Origin of the sequence: Caldimonas tepidiphila, from assembly GCF_003569765.1 — a bacterium.
In the GTDB taxonomy this organism is placed as follows: domain Bacteria; phylum Pseudomonadota; class Gammaproteobacteria; order Burkholderiales; family Burkholderiaceae_C; genus Caldimonas; species Caldimonas tepidiphila.
Genome location: NZ_QXMG01000020.1, coordinates 40,017 through 59,242 on the forward strand (window position 1 = coordinate 40,017; position 19,226 = coordinate 59,242).

At 68.9% G+C, this 19,226-nt stretch carries 15 protein-coding genes and 1 tRNA gene; 7 read left to right on the forward strand and 9 right to left on the reverse strand.

Annotated elements, in window-relative coordinates; all coding sequences use genetic code 11:
* Positions 1-148: 148 nt before the first annotated feature.
* Positions 149-814 carry a GntR family transcriptional regulator gene (locus D3A59_RS14170; protein ID WP_119155595.1) on the reverse strand — a complete coding sequence of 222 codons (666 nt, stop codon included), beginning with the start codon at positions 812-814 and terminating at the stop codon, positions 149-151.
* A 208-nt stretch (positions 815-1,022) separates the two neighbouring features.
* Here D3A59_RS14170 and scpA point away from each other — a divergent pair, with 208 nt between their 5' ends.
* From scpA to D3A59_RS14200, 7 genes are all read left to right on the forward strand, one after another.
* Positions 1,023-3,191 (forward strand): methylmalonyl-CoA mutase, encoded by a 2,169-nt coding sequence (gene scpA, locus D3A59_RS14175; RefSeq protein WP_119155596.1) that lies wholly within the window; start codon positions 1,023-1,025, stop codon positions 3,189-3,191.
* A 32-nt stretch (positions 3,192-3,223) separates the two neighbouring features.
* On the forward strand, positions 3,224-4,279 hold the full coding sequence (gene meaB, locus D3A59_RS14180; protein ID WP_119155597.1) for a methylmalonyl Co-A mutase-associated GTPase MeaB: 1,056 nt from the start codon (positions 3,224-3,226) through the stop codon (positions 4,277-4,279).
* A 14-nt stretch (positions 4,280-4,293) separates the two neighbouring features.
* On the forward strand, positions 4,294-5,826 hold the full coding sequence (locus tag D3A59_RS14185) for an acyl-CoA carboxylase subunit beta (protein ID WP_119155598.1): 1,533 nt from the start codon (positions 4,294-4,296) through the stop codon (positions 5,824-5,826).
* 141 nt (positions 5,827-5,967) lie between these two features.
* Positions 5,968-6,096 carry a hypothetical protein gene (locus D3A59_RS26710; protein WP_272868075.1) on the forward strand — a complete coding sequence of 43 codons (129 nt, stop codon included), beginning with the start codon at positions 5,968-5,970 and terminating at the stop codon, positions 6,094-6,096.
* Positions 6,065-8,140: an acetyl-CoA carboxylase biotin carboxylase subunit gene (accC, locus tag D3A59_RS14190; RefSeq protein WP_473206069.1), complete on the forward strand. Its 2,076-nt coding sequence runs from the start codon at positions 6,065-6,067 to the stop codon at positions 8,138-8,140. The genes D3A59_RS26710 and accC overlap by 32 nt, the downstream gene beginning before the upstream one ends.
* Before the next feature lie 11 nt (positions 8,141-8,151).
* On the forward strand, positions 8,152-8,619 hold the full coding sequence (locus tag D3A59_RS14195; protein ID WP_119155600.1) for a VOC family protein: 468 nt from the start codon (positions 8,152-8,154) through the stop codon (positions 8,617-8,619).
* Between the two features lie 160 nt (positions 8,620-8,779).
* A complete protein-coding gene (locus D3A59_RS14200; protein WP_119155601.1) occupies positions 8,780-9,262 on the forward strand; it encodes a hypothetical protein in 483 nt (160 codons plus the stop codon).
* A 142-nt stretch (positions 9,263-9,404) separates the two neighbouring features.
* Here the strand turns inward: D3A59_RS14200 and D3A59_RS14205 are convergent.
* From D3A59_RS14205 to D3A59_RS14240, 8 genes are all read right to left on the reverse strand, one after another.
* A tRNA-Thr gene (locus D3A59_RS14205) sits at positions 9,405-9,480 on the reverse strand.
* 59 nt (positions 9,481-9,539) lie between these two features.
* Positions 9,540-10,556: a class 1 fructose-bisphosphatase gene (locus D3A59_RS14210; RefSeq protein ID WP_119155602.1), complete on the reverse strand. Its 1,017-nt coding sequence runs from the start codon at positions 10,554-10,556 to the stop codon at positions 9,540-9,542.
* 34 nt (positions 10,557-10,590) lie between these two features.
* The gene (gene pepN, locus D3A59_RS14215; protein ID WP_119155603.1) at positions 10,591-13,257 is read right to left on the reverse strand and encodes an aminopeptidase N; all 2,667 of its coding nucleotides are present in this window, start codon (positions 13,255-13,257) and stop codon (positions 10,591-10,593) included.
* A 45-nt stretch (positions 13,258-13,302) separates the two neighbouring features.
* Positions 13,303-14,407 (reverse strand): peptide chain release factor 2 gene (gene prfB / locus D3A59_RS14220; protein WP_119155604.1). Its coding sequence is split into 2 segments (ribosomal slippage): positions 13,303-14,325 and positions 14,327-14,407, totalling 1,104 coding nucleotides; the frame shifts between segments, so codons are not numbered across the junction.
* A 59-nt stretch (positions 14,408-14,466) separates the two neighbouring features.
* A complete protein-coding gene (locus D3A59_RS14225; protein WP_119155605.1) occupies positions 14,467-15,405 on the reverse strand; it encodes an alpha/beta fold hydrolase in 939 nt (312 codons plus the stop codon).
* 106 nt (positions 15,406-15,511) lie between these two features.
* Positions 15,512-17,398: a glycosyltransferase gene (locus tag D3A59_RS14230; RefSeq protein WP_119155606.1), complete on the reverse strand. Its 1,887-nt coding sequence runs from the start codon at positions 17,396-17,398 to the stop codon at positions 15,512-15,514.
* The gene (locus tag D3A59_RS14235) at positions 17,395-18,294 is read right to left on the reverse strand and encodes a DUF707 domain-containing protein (RefSeq protein ID WP_119155607.1); all 900 of its coding nucleotides are present in this window, start codon (positions 18,292-18,294) and stop codon (positions 17,395-17,397) included. The genes D3A59_RS14230 and D3A59_RS14235 overlap by 4 nt, the downstream gene beginning before the upstream one ends.
* Positions 18,291-19,082: a glycosyltransferase family 25 protein gene (locus D3A59_RS14240; RefSeq protein WP_119155608.1), complete on the reverse strand. Its 792-nt coding sequence runs from the start codon at positions 19,080-19,082 to the stop codon at positions 18,291-18,293. The genes D3A59_RS14235 and D3A59_RS14240 overlap by 4 nt, the downstream gene beginning before the upstream one ends.
* Positions 19,083-19,226 lie beyond the last annotated feature (144 nt).

Consider the following 19,226-nt stretch of genomic DNA (forward strand, 5'->3'; position numbering starts at 1 on the left):
CACAAGCCTGTGGACATCCTCGTGACGAGGGGTAAAAGCCGTTCCCTGACAATTACTTGCACGGCTTGCTGCTTCTTTCAGCAGCGCGAGGATACCTTGCCGCGCCTCTTGACAAGCCGGGATTCCTCCCGTCACTCACGACGGCAATTCAGCCGGAGGCCGCTTCCAGCCCGTTGCCGAAATGCTGCTTCATCAGCCGCGCCGCCTCGTCGGCGTCGCGCCGGCGCAGCGCCTGCACCAGCGCCGCATGCTCCTGCAGCGACTCGGCGAGCCGCCCCTGCTTGAAGAGCGAGTGGTGGCGGTTGAGCTTCATCACCTTGCGCAGGTCGGTGACGAGCTGCTGGCGCCAGCGGTTGCCCGCCACCGCGAGCAGCCGCATGTGGAAGGCCTCGTTGAGCGTGAAGAAGCGGGTGCGGTCGTCGGCGGCGCGCTCCAGTTCCTCCTGCAGCGCGACCAGCTCGTCGAGCTCGGCCTCGGTGGCGCGCCGCGCCGCCTCGCCGGCCGCGTCGCTCTCGAGCAGGCCGAGCAGGTGGTAGACGTCGGCGACGTCGGTGCGGGACATCTCCGCGACATAGGCGCCGCGGCGCACCTTCATCGTCACCAGCCCCTCCACCGCCAGCACCTTCAGCGCCTCGCGCAGCGGCGTGCGGCTGATGCCGTACTCGGCGGCGAGCTTCTGCTCGTCGATCCAGCTGCCGGGTTCGAGCACCCGCGAGAAGATCTGCTCGCGCAAGCGCTCGGCCACCTGCTGATAGAGCGGAAGCTGGGCGAAGGAGGGCAGGGCACCCGACTCGGTGGTGGAGGAGGACAGCATGAAGCTCGGCGTCAGATTTGCGAACGAGACTGAAGTGTAGCGGGGGACGATGAGAAGAATATTGAGTTCATAATTATGCATACTGTATGATCGAGTCAAGCGACTCCGGGAACCGGCCGCCACGCATGCGGGCACGGCCGGCTCCGGACGTTCACCCCCTGCAAGACGATTCCTTCGCAAGAAACAGTCCTCCGCCCGGAAGCCCACCATGTCGAACCCGTCACAGCCCGTCTACCCCCCGGTGTCCCTCGAAGCCTGGCGCAAGGCGGCCGCCAAGTCCGCTCCGGGCGGCGACGTGTCGGCCCTGAACTGGACCACGCCCGAGGGCATCACCGTCAAGCCGCTGTACACCGCCGAGGACCTGCAGGGCCTGCCGCACACCGACACGCTGCCGGGCTTCGAGCCCTTCATCCGCGGCCCGCAGGCGACGATGTACGCGGTGCGGCCGTGGACGATCCGCCAGTACGCTGGTTTTTCAACGGCCGAGGAATCGAACGCGTTCTACCGCAAGGCGCTGGCTGCTGGCGGGCAGGGCGTGTCGGTGGCCTTCGACCTCGCGACCCACCGCGGCTACGACAGCGACCATCCGCGCGTGACCGGCGACGTCGGCAAGGCGGGTGTCGCGATCGACAGCGTGGAGGACATGAAGATCCTGTTCGACGGCATCCCGCTCGACAAGGTCAGCGTGTCGATGACGATGAACGGCGCGGTGCTGCCGGTGCTCGCGGGCTACGTGGTCGCGGCCGAGGAGCAGGGCGTGAGCCAGGACAAGCTGTCGGGGACCATCCAGAACGACATCCTCAAGGAGTTCATGGTCCGCAACACCTACATCTACCCGCCCGAGCCGAGCATGCGGGTGATCGGCGACATCATCGAGTACACGGCGCGCAACATGCCGAAGTTCAACTCGATCTCGATCTCCGGCTACCACATGCAGGAAGCGGGCGCGAACCAGGCGCTCGAGCTCGCCTTCACGCTCGCCGACGGCCGCGAGTACGTGAAGACGGCGCTGGCCAAGGGCCTGGACGTGGACGAGTTCGCCGGGCGCCTGTCCTTCTTCTGGGCGATCGGCATGAACTTCTATCTCGAGATCGCCAAGATGCGCGCCGCGCGCCTGCTGTGGTGGCGCATCATGAAGGAGTTCGGGCCGAAGAACCCCAAGAGCCTGATGCTGCGCACGCACTGCCAGACCTCCGGCTGGTCGCTCACCGAGCAGGACCCCTACAACAACGTGGTGCGCACCACGATCGAGGCGATGGCCGCGGTGTTCGGCGGCACGCAGAGCCTGCACACCAACAGCTTCGACGAGGCGATTGCGCTGCCGACCGAGTTCAGTGCCCGCATCGCGCGCAACACGCAGCTCATCATCCAGGAGGAGACCCACATCACGAACGTCGTGGACCCCTGGGCCGGCTCCTACATGATGGAGAAGCTCACGCAGGACATGGCCGACCAGGCCTGGGCCATCATCGAGGAGGTCGAGGCGATGGGCGGCATGACCAAGGCCGTGGACAGCGGCTGGGCCAAGCTGAAGATCGAGGCCAGCGCCGCCGAGAAGCAGGCGCGCATCGACTCGGGCCGCGACGTGATCGTCGGCGTCAACAAGTACCGCCTGGCCAAGGAAGACAACGTCGAGATCCTCGAGGTCGACAACGTCAAGGTGCGCGAGAGCCAGATCGCGCGGCTCAACAGGATCCGCGCCGAGCGCGACCACAGCGCGGTGCAGGCGGCGCTGAATGCGCTGACCGAATGCGCCGCGAGCGGCCAGGGCAATCTGCTCGACCTCTCCATCAAGGCCATCCGCCTGCGCGCAACGGTCGGGGAAGTGTCCGATGCATTGGAAAAGGTCTGGGGGCGCCATCGCGCCGACACGCAGAAGGTGACCGGTGTGTACGCAGCCGCCTACGACTCGGCCGAGGGCTGGGAAAAACTGAAGCACGAGATCGCGGACTTCGCCGCCACCGAGGGGCGCCGTCCGCGCGTGATGATCGCCAAGCTCGGCCAGGACGGCCACGACCGTGGCGCGAAGGTGGTCGCGACGGCCTTCGCCGACCTCGGCTTCGACGTCGACATGGGGCCGCTGTTCCAGACGCCCGAGGAGTGCGCCCGCCAGGCGATCGAGAACGACGTGCACGCGGTCGGCGTCTCGACGCTCGCCGCCGGCCACAAGACGCTGGTGCCGGCGATCATCGAGGAGCTGCGCAGGCAGGGCGCCGACGACATCATCGTCTTCGTCGGCGGCGTGATCCCGCGCCAGGACTACGACTTCCTGTTCGAGGCCGGCGTCAAGGGCGTCTACGGCCCCGGCACGCCGATCCCGGCCTCGGCCAAGGACGTGCTCGAGCAGATCAAGAAGGCGCAGCAGGCACGCGGCTGACGCGGGTCCTTCCATTCCGACCCGCAGTCCCCATGGCCCTTCCTTTGCAAGACCAGGCGCTGCTCGACGGCGTGCTGCAGGGCAGCGCGATGCAGCGCCGCCGCGCGATGGCCAAGGCCATCACGCTGCTCGAATCGACCCGCCCCGATCACCGCGCGCGTGCCGACGCGCTGCTGACCGCGCTGCTGCCGGCCACCGGCAATGCGTTTCGCCTGGGCATCTCCGGCGTGCCGGGCGTCGGCAAGAGCACCTTCATCGAGGCGCTCGGCCTGCACCTGATCGGGCTCGGCCACCGCGTCGCGGTGCTCGCGGTCGATCCCTCGTCCTCCGTCTCGGGTGGCTCCATCCTCGGCGACAAGACGCGCATGGAGCAGCTCTCGGTCAACGCGAGCGCCTACATCCGCCCCAGCCCCTCGGCCGGCACCCTCGGGGGCGTGGCCGAGAAGACGCGCGAGGCGATGCTCGTCTGCGAGGCCGCCGGCTACGACGTCATCATTGTCGAGACGGTCGGCGTCGGGCAGAGCGAGACGGCGGTTGCCGGCATGACCGACATGTACGCGCTGCTGCAACTGCCCAACGCGGGCGACGACCTGCAGGCGATCAAGAAGGGCGTGATGGAGCTCGCCGACCTCGTCGTCATCAACAAGGCCGACATCGACGAGGCGGCCGCGACGCGCGCGCAGGCGCAGATCGCGTCCGCACTGCGCCTGTTCGGCCAGCACGGCAACCCCGAGCACGCGCACCACGACCTGCGGATCTGGCATCCGCAGGTGATCCAGCTCAGCGCGCTGCGATCGAAGGGCATCGACCGCTTCTGGGCCTGCGTCGAATCGTTCCGCACGCTGCAGACCGCCAACGGCCAGTTCCACGCCCGCCGGCAGCAGCAGGCGCTCGCGTGGATGTGGGACATGATCCACGCCGGCCTGCGCCAGCGCTTCGCCGCGCACCCGGCCGTGCGCGAGGAACTCGCCGACATCACGCAGCGCGTGGCGGGCGGGCGGCTGCCCGCCTCCGCCGCCGCGCGCCGACTGCTGGGCCGCTTCACCGACGCAGCGCAGCCCGCCCCTCCTTCATCGACCGACTCCTGAACCCGGAGACAGCAATGCACGACATCCAACAAATGCTGGAAGAAAAGCGCGCCAAGGCGCGTCTGGGCGGCGGCCAGAAGCGCATCGACGCGCAGCACGCCAAGGGCAAGCTGACGGCGCGCGAGCGGCTGGAGCTTCTGCTCGACGACGGCACCTTCGAGGAATGGGACATGTTCGTCGAGCACCGCTGCACCGACTTCGGCATGGCCGACAACAAGGTGCCCGGCGACGGCGTCGTGACCGGCTACGGCATGATCAACGGCCGCCTCGTCTTCGTCTTCAGCCAGGACTTCACGGTCTTCGGCGGCGCGCTCTCCGAGGCCCACGCCGAGAAGATCTGCAAGGTGATGGACCAGGCGATGAAGGTCGGCGCGCCGGTGATCGGCCTGAACGACTCGGGCGGCGCGCGCATCCAGGAGGGCGTGGCCTCGCTCGGCGGCTACGCCGACGTGTTCCAGCGCAACGTGATGGCCTCGGGCGTCATCCCGCAGATCAGCATGATCATGGGCCCCTGCGCCGGCGGCGCGGTGTACTCGCCGTCGATGACGGACTTCATCTTCATGGTGAAGGACTCGTCCTACATGTTCGTCACCGGCCCCGAGGTGGTGAAGACCGTGACGCACGAGGAGGTCACCGCCGAGGAGCTTGGTGGCGCGATCACGCACACCACTAGGAGCGGCGTGGCCGACCTCGCGTTCGAGAACGACGTCGAGGCGATCATGATGCTGCGGCGCTTCTTCAACTACCTGCCGCTCAACAACAAGGAGAAGGCCCCGGTGCGCCTGTCGGGCGACCCGGCCGAGCGCCTCGACTTCTCGCTCGACACGCTCGTTCCCGACAACCCGAACAAGCCCTACGACATGAAGGAGCTGATCGCGAAGGTCGTGGACGACGGCGACTTCTTCGAGCTGCAGCCCGAGTACGCCAAGAACATCCTGATCGGCTTCGCGCGCCTGGAAGGCCAGACGGTGGGCATCGTCGCGAACCAGCCGCTGGTGCTAGCGGGCTGCCTGGACATCAAGAGCTCGATCAAGGCCGCGCGCTTCGTGCGCTTCTGCGACGCCTTCAACATCCCCGTGGTCACCTTCGTGGACGTGCCCGGCTTCATGCCCGGCACCTCGCAGGAGTACGGCGGCATCATCAAGCACGGCGCCAAGCTGCTCTACGCCTACGCCGAGTGCACGGTGCCGAAGGTCACCGTCATCACCCGCAAGGCCTATGGCGGCGCCTACGACGTGATGAGCTCCAAGCACCTCAGGGGCGACGTGAACTTCGCGTGGCCCAACGCCGAGATCGCGGTGATGGGCGCCAAGGGCGCGGTGGAGATCATCTTCCGCGAGGACAAGAACGACCCGGCCAAGCTCGCGCAGCGCGAGGCCGAGTACAAGGCCCGCTTCGCGAATCCCTTCGTCGCCGGCGCGCGCGGCTTCATTGACGACGTGATCCAGCCGCACGAGACGCGCAAGCGCATCTGCCGCTCGCTCGTGATGCTGCGCGACAAGAAGCTGGACAACCCCTGGCGCAAGCACGGAAACATCCCGCTGTGATGGCCCACCCCCGAAGCGCCTTCGGCGCTTCCCCCTCGAGGGGGCGCCGCCAGTGGCCCGGCAAAGCCGGTTCCACGGCGGCCGCTTGATGGGCTCTCCCACTTCGATGACGGCGGCCGAGGCCGCCTGGGAAGATCAAACATGTTCAAGAAGATCCTGATTGCCAACCGCGGCGACAACGGCCGGCAGGCCGTTGCGGCGAAGCCAGATTGCCTGGTGCGCGAGGCGCACGCAGGCGATTTCGACCCGATGGAGAAGAACCGTGTTTAAGAAGATCCTCATTGCAAATCGGGGCGAGATCGCCTGCCGCGTCATCAAGACCGCGAAGAAGCTCGGCATCAAGACGGTCGCCGTCTATTCCGAGGCCGACAAGGACGCGCGCCACGTGGAGCTGGCCGACGAGTCGGTCTGCATCGGCCCGGCCCCGTCGCGCGAGTCCTACCTGGTGATGGACAAGATCATCGCCGCGTGCAAGCAGACCGGCGCCGAGGCCGTGCACCCCGGCTACGGCTTCCTGTCGGAGAACGAGGAGTTCGCACGCCGCATCGAGGAGCAGGGCATCGTCTTCATCGGCCCCAAGCACTACTCGATCGCCGCGATGGGCGACAAGATCGCGTCGAAGAAGCTCGCCAACGAGGCGAAGGTCAACACCATCCCCGGCTGGAACGACGCGATCGAGTCGGCCGAGCGCGCGGTGGAGATCGCGCGCGACATCGGCTATCCGGTGATGATCAAGGCCAGCGCCGGCGGCGGCGGCAAGGGCCTGCGCGTGGCCTTCAACGACAAGGAGGCCTTCGAGGGCTTCACCTCGTGCCGCAACGAGGCGCGCAACAGCTTCGGCGACGACCGCGTCTTCATCGAGAAGTTCGTCGAGGAGCCGCGCCACATCGAGATCCAGGTGCTCGGCGACGCGCACGGCAACGCGGTCTACCTGTGGGAGCGCGAGTGCTCGATCCAGCGCCGTCACCAGAAGGTGATCGAGGAGGCGCCGAGCCCCTTCATTTCCGAGGAGACGCGCCGCGCGATGGGCGCGCAGGCGGTGGCGCTGGCCAAGGCGGTGAAGTACCAGTCCGCCGGCACCGTGGAGTTCGTGGTCGGCAAGGACCAGAGCTTCTACTTCCTCGAGATGAACACGCGGCTGCAGGTCGAGCACCCGGTCACCGAGTGCATCACCGGGCTGGACCTCGTCGAGCAGATGATCCGCGTCGCCGCGGGCGAGAAGCTGTCGTTCACGCAGGACGAACTCCGGCGCGAGGGCTGGGCGATCGAGTGCCGCATCAACGCCGAGGACCCGTTCCGCAACTTCCTGCCCTCGACCGGCCGCCTGGTGAAGTACCAGCCGCCCGTGCAGACGCTGGAGCAGTCGGTGCCGACGCTCGCGGGCGAGGCCTACGAGGGCGGGGCCTTCGGCGGCGTGCGCGTGGACACCGGCGTGTACGAGGGCGGCGAGATCCCGATGTACTACGACTCGATGATCGCCAAGCTCATCGTGCACGGCCGCGACCGCAACGACGCCATTGCAAAGATGCGCGAGGCGCTCAACGCCTTCGTGATCCGCGGCATCAGCAGCAACATCCCCTTCCAGGCCGCGCTGCTGGCGCACCCGAAGTTCGTCTCGGGCGACTTCAACACCGGCTTCATCGCCGAGCACTACCCGACGGGCTTCCGCGCCGAGGACGTGCCGCACGAGGACCCGACCTTCCTGGTCGCGCTCGCCGCCGCGGTGAACCGCAAGTTCCGCGACCGCGCCGCCGGCATCAGCGGCCAGCTGCCCGGCCACGGCGTGCAGATCGGCATCGACTACGTCGTCGTCACGCTCGGCCCCGAGGGCCGTCACACGCACACGCCGGTGAGCGTCGAGGCCAACGGCTCGGTGTCGGTGAAGGTGGGCGACAAGCTCTACGTGTTCCGCAGCGACTGGCGCTTCGGCGAGACGCGCATCGTCGGCGCCTGCAACGGCCAGCCGTTTGCCGCGCAGGTCGAGCGCCTCGGGCTGACCATCCGCGTGACGCACAACGGCACGCGCATCGACACGCTGGTGCTGTCGCCGCTGGGCGCCTCGCTGCACAAGCTGATGCCCTACAAGGCGCCGCCCGACCTCAGCAAGTTCCTGCTGTCGCCGATGCCGGGGCTGCTGGTGGACGTCGCGGTGCAGCCGGGCCAGCAGGTGCAGGCCGGCGAGAAGCTCGCGGTGATCGAGGCGATGAAGATGGAGAACATCCTCGTCGCGACGCAGGACTGCGTCGTCGACGAGATCCTGGCCGCCAAGGGCGAGAGCCTGTCGGTGGACCAGCCGATCATCCGCTTCAAGTGAAGGGCAGGGCGATGAAACAGGACAAGCCCTTCAGGATCCTCGGCATCCAGCAGGTCGCGATCGGCGGGCCGGACAAGCAGAGGCTGCGCGCGCTGTGGGTCGACATGCTCGGCCTGCAGGTGAAAAGCAGCTTCGTCTCCGAGCGCGAGAACGTGAACGAGGACATCTGTGCCTTGGGGCAGGGTCCGACCGCGGTCGAGGTCGACCTGATGCAGCCGCTGGACCCGCAGAAGAAGCCCGCGGTGCACGCCACGCCCCTCAACCACATCGGCCTGTGGGTCGACGACCTGCCGAAGGCGGTGGAGTGGATGAGCGCGAACGGCGTGCGCTTCGCGCCGGGCGGCATCCGCAAGGGCGCCGCCGGCCACGACATCTGCTTCATCCACCCCAAGGGCAACGAGGAGTTCCCGGTCGGTGGCGAAGGCGTGCTGATCGAACTGGTGCAGGCCCCCCCGGAGGTCGTCGCCGCGCTCGGCTGAGCGGCCTCCCGCATCCCGAAGTACCTCCCACCCCCCGCAGCCCGACGCCCGTCGGGCTTTTTTCTTGCTGCCGCCATTCACCGAAGATGGCATGCTGGCGCTTTTCATCAAGAATGCCGGGTTGCGGGGCGAGGCGCCCCATCCATTGCAAAAGAGAACCATGACCGACGAATTGAACTGGATCGAGGATGACGAGTTGCCCGATGGACTGCCCGAGGTGGCGACCATCGCCCCGTTGAGCGACCGTGACGACCGCATCGTCGAATGGCACGGCCGCCCGGGCGCCGAGGTCGCGATGGGGGACGTGTTCGCCGCGCTGAAGGACGTCTACATCGACACGCAGCACTACCACCGCCATGCCACCGCGCTGATCGCCGCGACGATGGCGCTGCTGCCCGCGGAGCCCGAGGTGCATCCGGCACTGCTCGCCGACCCGGACGCCGAGCACGACGACCCGCGGGAGCGCGCCCGCCGCGAACTGCGCGAGTCGATCTCGCACGTGCGCACGCTGATGGGCGAGACGCTGCGCTACATGAGCGAGGAGTTCAAGAGCCGTGTCGACTCCGAGGCCGACCGCGCCGGCGTCTGGACCGCCGCCGAGACCGAGAAGGCGGCGATCCGGCGGCTGCGCGACGAGAGCTGAGCCCAGCAGCAGGTTCGATCCGGGGCGGGCAGGGCGCAGGAGGCGTCGGCCCGCTCGTTCCAGGGCGGGCACCTGTCGCTGAACGAAGACCGGCCCCGGAAAAGCAAAAAGCCCGACCGGAGTCGGGCTTTTCACTGTTTCTTGGTGCCGGTGAGAGGAGTCGAACCCCCGACCTTCGCATTACGAATGCGCTGCTCTACCAACTGAGCTACACCGGCAAAGAGAAAGCTATTCTAGCAGTCCTTTTCGAGGCTTGTGAAGCCCCCTGGGGAAGAAATTACAGCGCGGCGTCTTCGCGGTGGTAGGCCGTGACGCGTTCGACCTCGTTCTTCGAGCCGAGCACCACCGCCACGCGCTCGTGCAGCTGGCCCGGCTGGATGTCGAGGATGCGCTGCAGGCCGTTGGTCGCCGCGCCGCCCGCCTGCTCGACGAGGAAGGCCATCGGGTTGGCCTCGTACATCAGGCGCAGCTTGCCGGGCTTGTTCGGCTCGCGCTTGTCCCACGGGTACATGAACACGCCGCCGCGCGTCAGGATGCGGTGCACGTCGGCCACCATCGACGCGATCCAGCGCATGTTGAAGTCCTTGCCGCGCGCGCCTTCCTTGCCGGCCAGGCACTCGTCGATGTAGCGCTTCACCGGTGGGGCCCAGTGGCGCATGTTGGACATGTTGATCGCGAATTCCTTGGTGTCGGCCGGGATCTGCACGTTCTCCTGCGTCAGCACCCAGGAGCCCTGCTCGCGGTCGAGCGTGAACATCGCCACGCCGTTGCCCACCGTCAGCACCAGCGTCGTCTGCGGGCCGTAGACGCAGTAGCCGGCGGCGACCTGCTGGCTGCCCGGCTGCAGGAAGTCCTGCTCCTCGACGCCGCAGCCGTTCTCGGGCTTCTTCATCACCGAGAAGATGGTGCCGATCGAGACGTTGACGTCGATGTTGGAGGAGCCGTCGAGCGGGTCGAACATCAGCAGGTACTCGCCCTGCGGGAAGCGGTTGGGCACCACGTAGATGGTGTCCATCTCCTCCGAGGCCATCGCCGCGAGGTGGCCGCCCCATTCGTTGGCCTCGATCAGCACCTCGTTGGCGATCACGTCGAGCTTCTTCTGCACCTCGCCCTGCACGTTCTCGGTGTCGGCGCTGCCGAGCACGCCGCCGAGCGCGCCCTTGTTGACGCTGATCGAGATGCGCTTGCAGGCGCGGGCCACGACCTCGATCAGCAGGCGCAGCTGGGCCGGGATCAGGCCGTGCTCCCTTTGCTGCTCGACGAGGTACTGGGTCAGGCTGACGCGTTGGCTCATGCGGGTTTCTCCCCTGGAAGTTGGATGGTCGGAATCATTCTTCGAGCGCGCGCGAGACGATCTCGCGCACCTCGGCGCTCAGGTCGGTGCGGGAGGCCACCCGCTGCAGCGCCTCGCGCGCCGTCGCGCGGTAGGGCTCGGCGAGGCGGCGCCAGCGGTCCATCGCCCGCGCCAGCCGCGCGCCGATCTGCGGGTTGATCGCGTTGAGCTCGATCACGCGCTCGGCCCAGAAGGCGTAGCCCGCGCCGTCGGGGCGGTGGAAGGCCGAGGGGTTCATCGCGCAGAAGGTGCTGACCAGGCTGCGCGCGCGGTTGGGGTTGCGCAGCGAGAAGTCGGGGTGCGTCAGCAACTGCTTGACGCGCGCGAAGACCCGGCCCTCGTGCTCGGGGGCGCTGGCCTGCAGCGCGAACCACTTGTCGATCACGAGCGGCTCGTCCTTGAACAGCGCGTGGAAGCGGTAGAGCGCCGGCTCGGCCAGTTCATGGTGCGCGCCGACGAGCGCCGACAGCGCCCCGAGCCGGTCGGTCATGTTGCCGGCGTCCTTGAAGCGCTGCAGGGCCTTGCCGGGCCACACCGGGTCGTGGCGCGCCGCCGCGTCGAGGCACAGGTGCGCGAGCGCCTGGTTGGCGAGCGCGCGGCGGCCGGCCGACACCGGGTCGGGCCGGTAGGCGCCGTTGTCCCGGTGCGTCTCGTAGGCCTGGATCCACTCGGCGTGCAGCGCCTGCGCGAGCTGCAGCCGCATCGACTCGCGCACCGCGTGGATGCGCTGCGGGTCGACCACCTCGAGCTGCTCGGCCACGTAGCCTTCACCCGGCAGCGTCAGCACCAGCTCCTTGAAGGCGGCGTCGAGCTCCGGGTGGCACAGCACCGCGCGCAGCGCGTCGACGTACGGCGCGTCGAGCTGCACCGCGCCGTGCTGCACGCCGTGCAGCAGGCGGTTGAGCGACAGGCGCTGCGCCGCCTCCCAGCGGTTGAACGGGTCCGGGTCGTGTGCGAGCAGCACGAGCAGCTCGGCGTCGCCGAGCCCGTCCTGCAGCACCACCGGCGCCGAGAAGCCGCGCAGCAGCGAGGGCACCGGCGGCGCGTCGATGCCGACGAAGGTGAAGGACTGCATTGGCTCGTGCAGCACCAGCACGCGCTCGCTGCCCTGCGGCGCGTCCTCGCCCTCGAGCTGCAGCGGCAGCGCACGGCCCTCGGGCGTGAGCAGGCCCATCGCGACCGGGATCACGAAGGGCTGCTTCTGCGGCTGCCCCGGCGTGGCCGGGCAGCTCTGAGAGAGCTCCAGCGTGTAGCGGCGCTGCTCGGCATCAAACTGGCCCCGCGCCTGCACGCGCGGCGTGCCGGCCTGCGCATACCAGCGCTTGAACTGCTCGAGCCGGTGGTTGAGCTCGCTGTCGGGGTTGGCGTCGGCGATGGCCTGCACGAAGTCGTCGCAGGTCACCGCCTGGCCGTCGTGGCGCTGGAAGTACAGCGCCATGCCACGCTCGAAGCCGGCGCGGCCGACCAGCGTCTGCTGCATGCGCACCACCTCGGCGCCTTTCTCGTAGACCGTGGTGGTGTAGAAGTTGTCGATCGCGACGTAGGCGTCGGGGCGCACCGGGTGCGCCATCGGGCCGGCGTCCTCCGGGAACTGGTGCTGGCGCAGCACGCGCACGTCCTCGATGCGGCGCACCGCGCGCGCAGACGGGCTGCCGGCCAAGTCCTGGCTGAACTCCTGGTCGCGGAAGACCGTCAGGCCCTCCTTGAGCGAGAGCTGGAACCAGTCGCGGCAGGTGACGCGGTTGCCGGTCCAGTTGTGGAAGTACTCGTGGCCGACCACGCTCTCGATGCCGGCGTAGTCGCTGTCGGTGGCGGTGGAGGGGTTGGCGAGGACGAACTTGGTGTTGAAGATGTTCAACCCCTTGTTCTCCATCGCTCCCATGTTGAAGTCGCCGACCGCGACGATCATGAAGCGCTCGAGGTCGAGCGGCAGCTTGAAGCGCGCCTCGTCCCAGGCCACCGACGCGATCAGCGAGTTCATCGCGTGCTCGGTCTTCTCGAGGTCGCCGGCGCGAACAAACACCTGCAGCAGGTGCTCGGCGCCCGAGCGGCTGCGGATGCGCTGCTCGCGGCACACGAGGTTGGCGGCGACGAGCGCGAAGAGATAGCTCGGCTTCGGGAAGGGGTCGTGCCACTTCGCCCAGTGCCGGCCGTTCTCCGCCTCGCCCTGCTCGACGAGGTTGCCGTTGGACAGCAGCACCGGGTACTTCGCCTTGTCGGCGCGCAGCGTGACGGTGTAGACCGCCATCACGTCGGGGCGGTCGAGGAAGTAGGTGATGCGCCGGAAGCCCTCGGCCTCGCACTGCGTGAAGAAGCCCCCGCCGGAGGTGTAGAGGCCCGAGAGCTGCGTGTTCTTCTCGGGCGCGCAGGTGGTGCGCACCTCGAGCTCGAAGCTCTCGGGCAGGTTGTCGAGCACCAGCTGGTGGTTCTCGACGCGGAAGGACACCGACTGGCCGTCGACCAGCACCCGCGTGAGGTTCAGGTCCTCGCCGTGCAGGCGCAGCGCCTGCGGCTGCACGTCGGCGTTGCGCTCGATGCGCATGCGGTTGACGACGAGCGTCTTGGCCGGGTCGAGCTCGAAGCACAGGTCGACGCTGCGGATCCACCAGGCCGGGGCGGTGTAGTCCTCGCGGCGGACGACGGGGGCGATGCCTTCACGCATGTCTACTTCTTTCTCTTGTGGGGAGGCCGGGGGCGGGCGCGGGGCTCAGAGGCCCTGCTTCAGGCTGGCTTCGATGAACGGGTCCAGGTCGCCGTCCAGCACCTTCTGGGTGTTGGAGATCTCGACGTTGGTGCGCAGGTCCTTGATGCGGCTCTGGTCCAGCACATAGGAGCGGATCTGGTGGCCCCAGCCCACGTCGGTCTTGCTGTCCTCGAGCTTCTGCTGCTGCTCCATCTGCTTGCGCATCTCGTGCTCGTAGAGCCGCGAGCGCAGCATCTGCCAAGCCTCGTCGCGGTTGCGGTGCTGCGAGCGGTCGTTCTGGCACTGCACGACGATGCCGGTGGGGATGTGCGTCAGGCGCACCGCCGAGTCGGTCTTGTTGATGTGCTGGCCGCCCGCGCCCGAGGCGCGGAAGGTGTCGGTGCGCACGTCCGCCGGGTTGATCTCGATCTCGATCGAGTCGTCCACCTCGGGGTAGACGAACAGCGATGCGAAGGAGGTGTGGCGACCGCCCGAGGAGTCGAAGGGGCTCTTGCGCACGAGGCGGTGCACGCCGGTCTCGGTGCGCAGCAGTCCGAAGGCGTACTCGCCCTCGACCTTGATCGTCGCGGAGCGGATGCCGGCCACGTCGCCCTCGGTCTCCTCCATGACTTCCGCCTTGAAGCCCTTGCGCTCGCAGTAGCGCAGGTACTGGCGCAGCAGCATGCCGGCCCAGTCGCAGGCCTCGGTGCCGCCGGCGCCGGCCTGGATGTCGATGAAGCAGTTGCTCGGGTCCGCGGGGTTGCTGAACATGCGGCGGAACTCGAGCCGCTCGACCTCGGCGCGCAACTCGGCCACGTCGGACTCGATCGCGGCGATCGCGTCGAGGTCGTCCTCCTCGCGCGACATCTCGAACAGCTCGGTGCTGTCGGCGAGCTCCTGCTCCAGCCGGGCGATCACCAGCACCACGTTTTCCAGGGAGCGCTTCTCGCGGCCGAGTTCCTGGGCCTGCTTGGGGTCATTCCAGACCGCGGGATCTTCCAGCGCGGCGTTGACCTCGCTCAGTCGGTTGTTCTTGTGATCCCAGTCAAAGATACCTCCGTAACTCGGCGGTCCGCTGAGTCAGGTCGGCGAGTTCGGCACCCAGGGCGTTGATGCGTTCGATGTCCATGTCTGTGTTCCTTGCGAAACGGCCGATTTTCGCATGGGGCTCCGCCGCGTGCCCGTCCCTCAGGCGCGTGCGAGGAAGTCCGCGAGGCACCCGGCCAGCGCCTCGGGCTGGTCGTGATGCAGCATGTGCCCCGCCGGGGCGAGCCGCCGGCGCTCGACCCGCGGCACCACGGCGAGCCGCGCCTCGAAGTCCTCGCGCGGGTAGCGGTGGCCCCACCACTTGGCGACGTCGGTGCGGTCGCCCTCGACCCACAGCAGCGGCGCGCTGATGCGGCGCCAGCTCGCGAGCACCTCCTCCTTGCGGTAGAGCACCGGGTTGACGCGCTTGTGCGCGGCATCGGCCAGCAGGTGCCAGCGCCCGTCCGGGCCCTGGCGCGACCAGTGCTGCGCGAGCCAGGCGGCGAAGTCCTCGCGCAGCAGCGGGTTGTTCTGCCGCAGCCGCCGCGCCACCGCGTCCAGGCTGTCGTAGCCGCGCAATTCGGGGGGCTGCCGCATCTCGTCGAGCCACTGCGCGAGGCGGCGCGGCGCCTCGTCCGCCCGGCTGTCGGGCATGCCGAAGCCTTCCAGGTTGACGAGGCGGCCGATGCGGGTCGGGCGCACGCCGGCGTAGATCATCGCGACGTTGCCGCCCATGCTGTGGCCGAGCAGGTCCACCGGCTGGCCGGGCAGCAGTGCGTCGAGGATCGCCTCCAGGTCGGCGAGGTAGTCGGGGAACCAGTAGCTGTCCGACGCGGTGGACTCGGTCAGCCCGAAGCCGCGCCAGTCCGGCGCGACGACGTAGCGCCCGGCTGCGGACGTCGTCTGGAGCGCATCGACGAGGAACTGGAAGGACGCGCTCACGTCCATCCAGCCGTGCAGCAGCACGAGGGCGGGGCGTTCGGGCGTCGCGAGCTCGGGCGCGCCCCAGCTGCGCAGGTGGTAGCGCAGGCCGCGCACCGTGCGGATCGTGCTGTCGGACGGTCGGACGGGATGGTAGGGGGCGGGGGCTTGTGGGGGCACGGGCGGAATCCAGCGGCTGCGGGCGGCCTGCCATTGTGTACCGGCGGCGCGGGCGCGCCGATCCCGGGGCCGGGGCCTTCCCGGCGCGGCCCCGGGCCGTGGCCGCTCAGCCGGTGGCGCGGTTGGCCGAGGACGAGCCGCCGCTGGCGAGCGGCGCCGCCTTCGCCGCGGACGCCGGCATCGGCACCGGCTTGGGCACCGGCCGCACCAGCGGCGTCGCGGGCATTGCCGGCACCGGGCGGTCGTAGAGCGTGCGCCAAAAGTCCTCGGAGGCGAGCGCGTCGAAGCCTTCGCGGTGGGCCGCGTGCAGCTCGGGCAGCCGTCGCAGCAGCGAGCCGAGCGTGCCCAGGAAGCGGCGCAGCTCGGCGAAGAACAGCCGGCGGTCGTGCTCGACGACGTAGCCCTGGCCGGTCGGCCCGTGCTCGTACAGCACCCGGCGGAAGCGGAACACCGAGCGCGCGCAGCCGTGGAAGCCCTTGGGCTGCAGCATCGTGCGGTCGAGCAGCAGGAAGCGCGGCAGCAGGAAGCCCTGCAGCGTCAGGATCCGCATCAGGCGCCGCAGACCCGACTCGTGGCGCTTGTTGCGCGTGCGCAGCCGCATGCCGTCGCGATCGACCGGCTGCGGTTTCTCGCTGGGAGTCCAGCCGCCGATCTCGGCCCGCACCGCGGCGAGGTCGAGATTGCGCCGGAAGAAGTCGGGGCCCTCCATCAGGTGCTGCATCGCGAGCGTGAAGGAGCGGGCGCTCGCGTAGTTGTAGGACAGTAGCGATTTGAAGAACAGCTGGTCCGCGAGGCGCAGCACGCGCCGCCGCGCGCGTCCCGGATCGTCGGTGAGCGCGTGCAGCAGGTGGTAGCGCGCGTCGAGGTAGGCGGTCATCGGCCCGTGCTTGAGCGCGAAGTCCTCGCCGAGGCAGGCCACGCCGTTGAGCGTGGCGATCTCGAAGCGGTTGGTCCTGCTGAAGAACACGTCGTCGCCGCGCACGAAGAAGGGGAAGGGGAAGCGCCGCATCTCGCGCAGCGGGAAGGCGAAGAACCACCAGCCGCCGTAGTCGGGTCGCTCGCGGCTGGCCTCGGCCTGCAGCAGCTCGTCGGCGCGGCGCATGTCCATTCCGCTGCACAGCGGCCGGCACAGGCCGTCGAACTTCGCGCCCTTCTCGATCAGGCTCCACGGCCGGTCCTCGCGCAGCAGCGAGCCCGCCACCGCGAGGCGCGGCTCGCGGCTGTACTGCAGCAGCGCGAAGGTGCGCGCGATCGACTCGGCCTCGCAGGACGCGTCGTCGTCCATGAAGAGCGCATGCGTGTAGCTGCCCGCGTCGAGCAGCTCGAGCAGCCCGCGCGTGAAGCCGCCGCTGCCCCCGTAGTTCTCGTTCTGGATTACCCGCAGGCCGGGCATCGGCGTGAGCTGCAGGTTCTTCGAGTTGTCCACCACCGTCAGCGTGATGCGGCCGCGGTGGTCCGGGTGCGACAGCAGATCGCGCTGCAGGCGCCGGATCGCCGGCCGCACCTGGGCCTGCCGGTTGAAATGGGTGATCACGAGGCCGAGGCGCACCTCGTTCGGCGGCGCGTCGGGCGTCGCGAAGGTGGCGGCGGTGATCTGGCCGCCGCTGACGCTGCGCATGCGGCAGTACAGCAGCCCGTCGCTCACCGACTCCCAGGCGGGGACCGGCAGGTGCGCGGGATGCCCGGCGTTGAGCTGCACCGTGTGCTCGCCCAGCCAGTGCGGCGCGAAACCGGCGCGGCGCAGCCCGAAGCTCACGACGAACTCGCCCTGGCCCTCCAGCCGCAGCACCAACGTGCGGATGTCGCAGTGGCGCTTCCAGGGGCCCACCGACAGCGCGTTGTAGAAGGTGTCCGACGTCGCGCAGCCGCCGGGCAGGAAGCGCATGCGCCGCTCGGCGAGGTCCGGCCAGACCAGGTCGTTGAGCCGCAGGTACATCGCCTCCGGGATGGCGAGGTCGAGGTTCGGGAAGACGAAGCTTTGCAGTGGGGTCATGACGGGTTCCGGCCGGGCGGGGGCGTCTGGGGGGACGAATGGCGGTGGCGGCGCTCGCGGCGCAGCGCATTGAGGCGGCGCAGCCCCTGCCAGATCTGCTCGGAGATCGGCAGGCCGACGCGCCGCACCGCGGAGGTGACGGCCTCGTACTTGCCGGTGACGCGCACTGCGCCCAGGCCGTACTTCTCCAGCAGGCGCTGCTCGTCGCGTCGCGGGTCGAGCGCCGGGTTGTTGCGGTAGAGCTCGCCGCCGAGCGGGCGGGTGTGGCGCACCGGGGTCGCGTCGAGGATGGCGAAGCGCTCGGGCCGGCCGTCGTCGCACAGGTGCGGCCAGAGCCAGTCGAGCCCCCAGCCGGAGTGGCTCTCGGCGAAGCTCGGCAGGCAGGCGCGCAGCGCGCCGCGGCCGAAGATGGGCACCATCACCTCGACGAAGCGCGTGTGCCGCAGCACGCATTCGGGGCGCTGCAGCAGGAAGTCCCAGCTGTAGTAGGAGTCGCGCGTGAGCGCCGGCTGCGCCAGCGCGAGGCCGAAGCCGTGGAAGAGCGCGAACATGCGGTCGATCACCTCGGTCGAGGCCGAGATGTCGTCGTCGGGGAGCCAGAAGGCGTCGTAGCGCTCGATCAGCTCCGGCTGCTCCGCGAGCAGTTCCGCCAGGCAGGGCCACTTGGGGCCCGGCCGGTGCTCGTGGTACTCGCCGTCGTACAGCCAGGGAGTGCCCTTGCTGCCGTAGTAGCTGACGAAGAGATCGAAGTCGCGGTCTTCGCCGGCCGTCCATTCCCGGTGCAGGGAACGATCGCCGGCGCGTACGATGATCAGGTTCCTGCGATGGCGAAGGCGGGGGCCGGGCGCCGTAGCCGGGCCGGGCCGGGGGGCGCAGGGGCGCTGCTCGTCGCTCATCGGCTGTTCAGGACGCGATGCTGCTCGGAGGCCTCGCCGGTCCTGGGCGCGGGGACGGCAGGAGCCCAGCCGTGGCTGGCCAGCCAGTTCCGGGCGGTGTAGCGAAGCTGGAAGCGCAACTTCCTCAGCCGGCCCTGGAGGGAGGGATCCACCGAGCGGCGCTCGGCGATGGAGGAGGCGCGTGCCGCCGGCGCGGAGCGCACCGGGCAAGGCCGCAGGCCGTAGATACGCAGCCCACATTCCCACCAGTGGCGCAGGTCCACGTCCACCGGGCGGCCGAAGGGCGTGCGGTACTGCAGTAATTTCTGCGCACCGGAACGAGTGATGACATAGGCCGCCGTCAGACTGGGCACGCGCGGGTAGCACACCAGGCTCGAGCCGTCCGACAGGGACTGCACGCTGCGTGTTGCTTCACGCTTGCGGCGGACGAGTTTGATCATGTCCCAGTCCGGGGGCAACTCCGAGATCGCGGCCAGTGCCTGCGGCAGGCGCGCCGACAGTATCACGTCGTCCTCAAAGACCGCGAACATGGTGTCGTTGGAGGCAAGCAGGCGATGCCACAGGGCGCGGTGGCTGGCGTAGCAACCGATCTCGCCGGGTACCAACGGGCGGTGGAACTGGTTTTGGTTGAGTGAGGGCGAGTAGATCCCCTCGACCTCATCCGGAGTGAGCGCACAGCCGTCGACCGCTTCCACCCGCTGCACGGGCAGGCCGATCAGGCCTGCCTGTTCCGTCATGGCCTGCCAGCGTTCGGGGTTGCGTTTCAGGTTGAGGACGAGGCATTGCATGGTTGGAACCGCACGGGATGGATTGAAGACGGGGCCGCAGCTTGCAGACCTCTCGATCGAGCAGGCAATTTCCTTGCCTCCCCCCGCTTCCCGCGACACTGAACTGCCCTGCAGTCTCCGCCACAGAGTGGCCCAGCGCCAGAT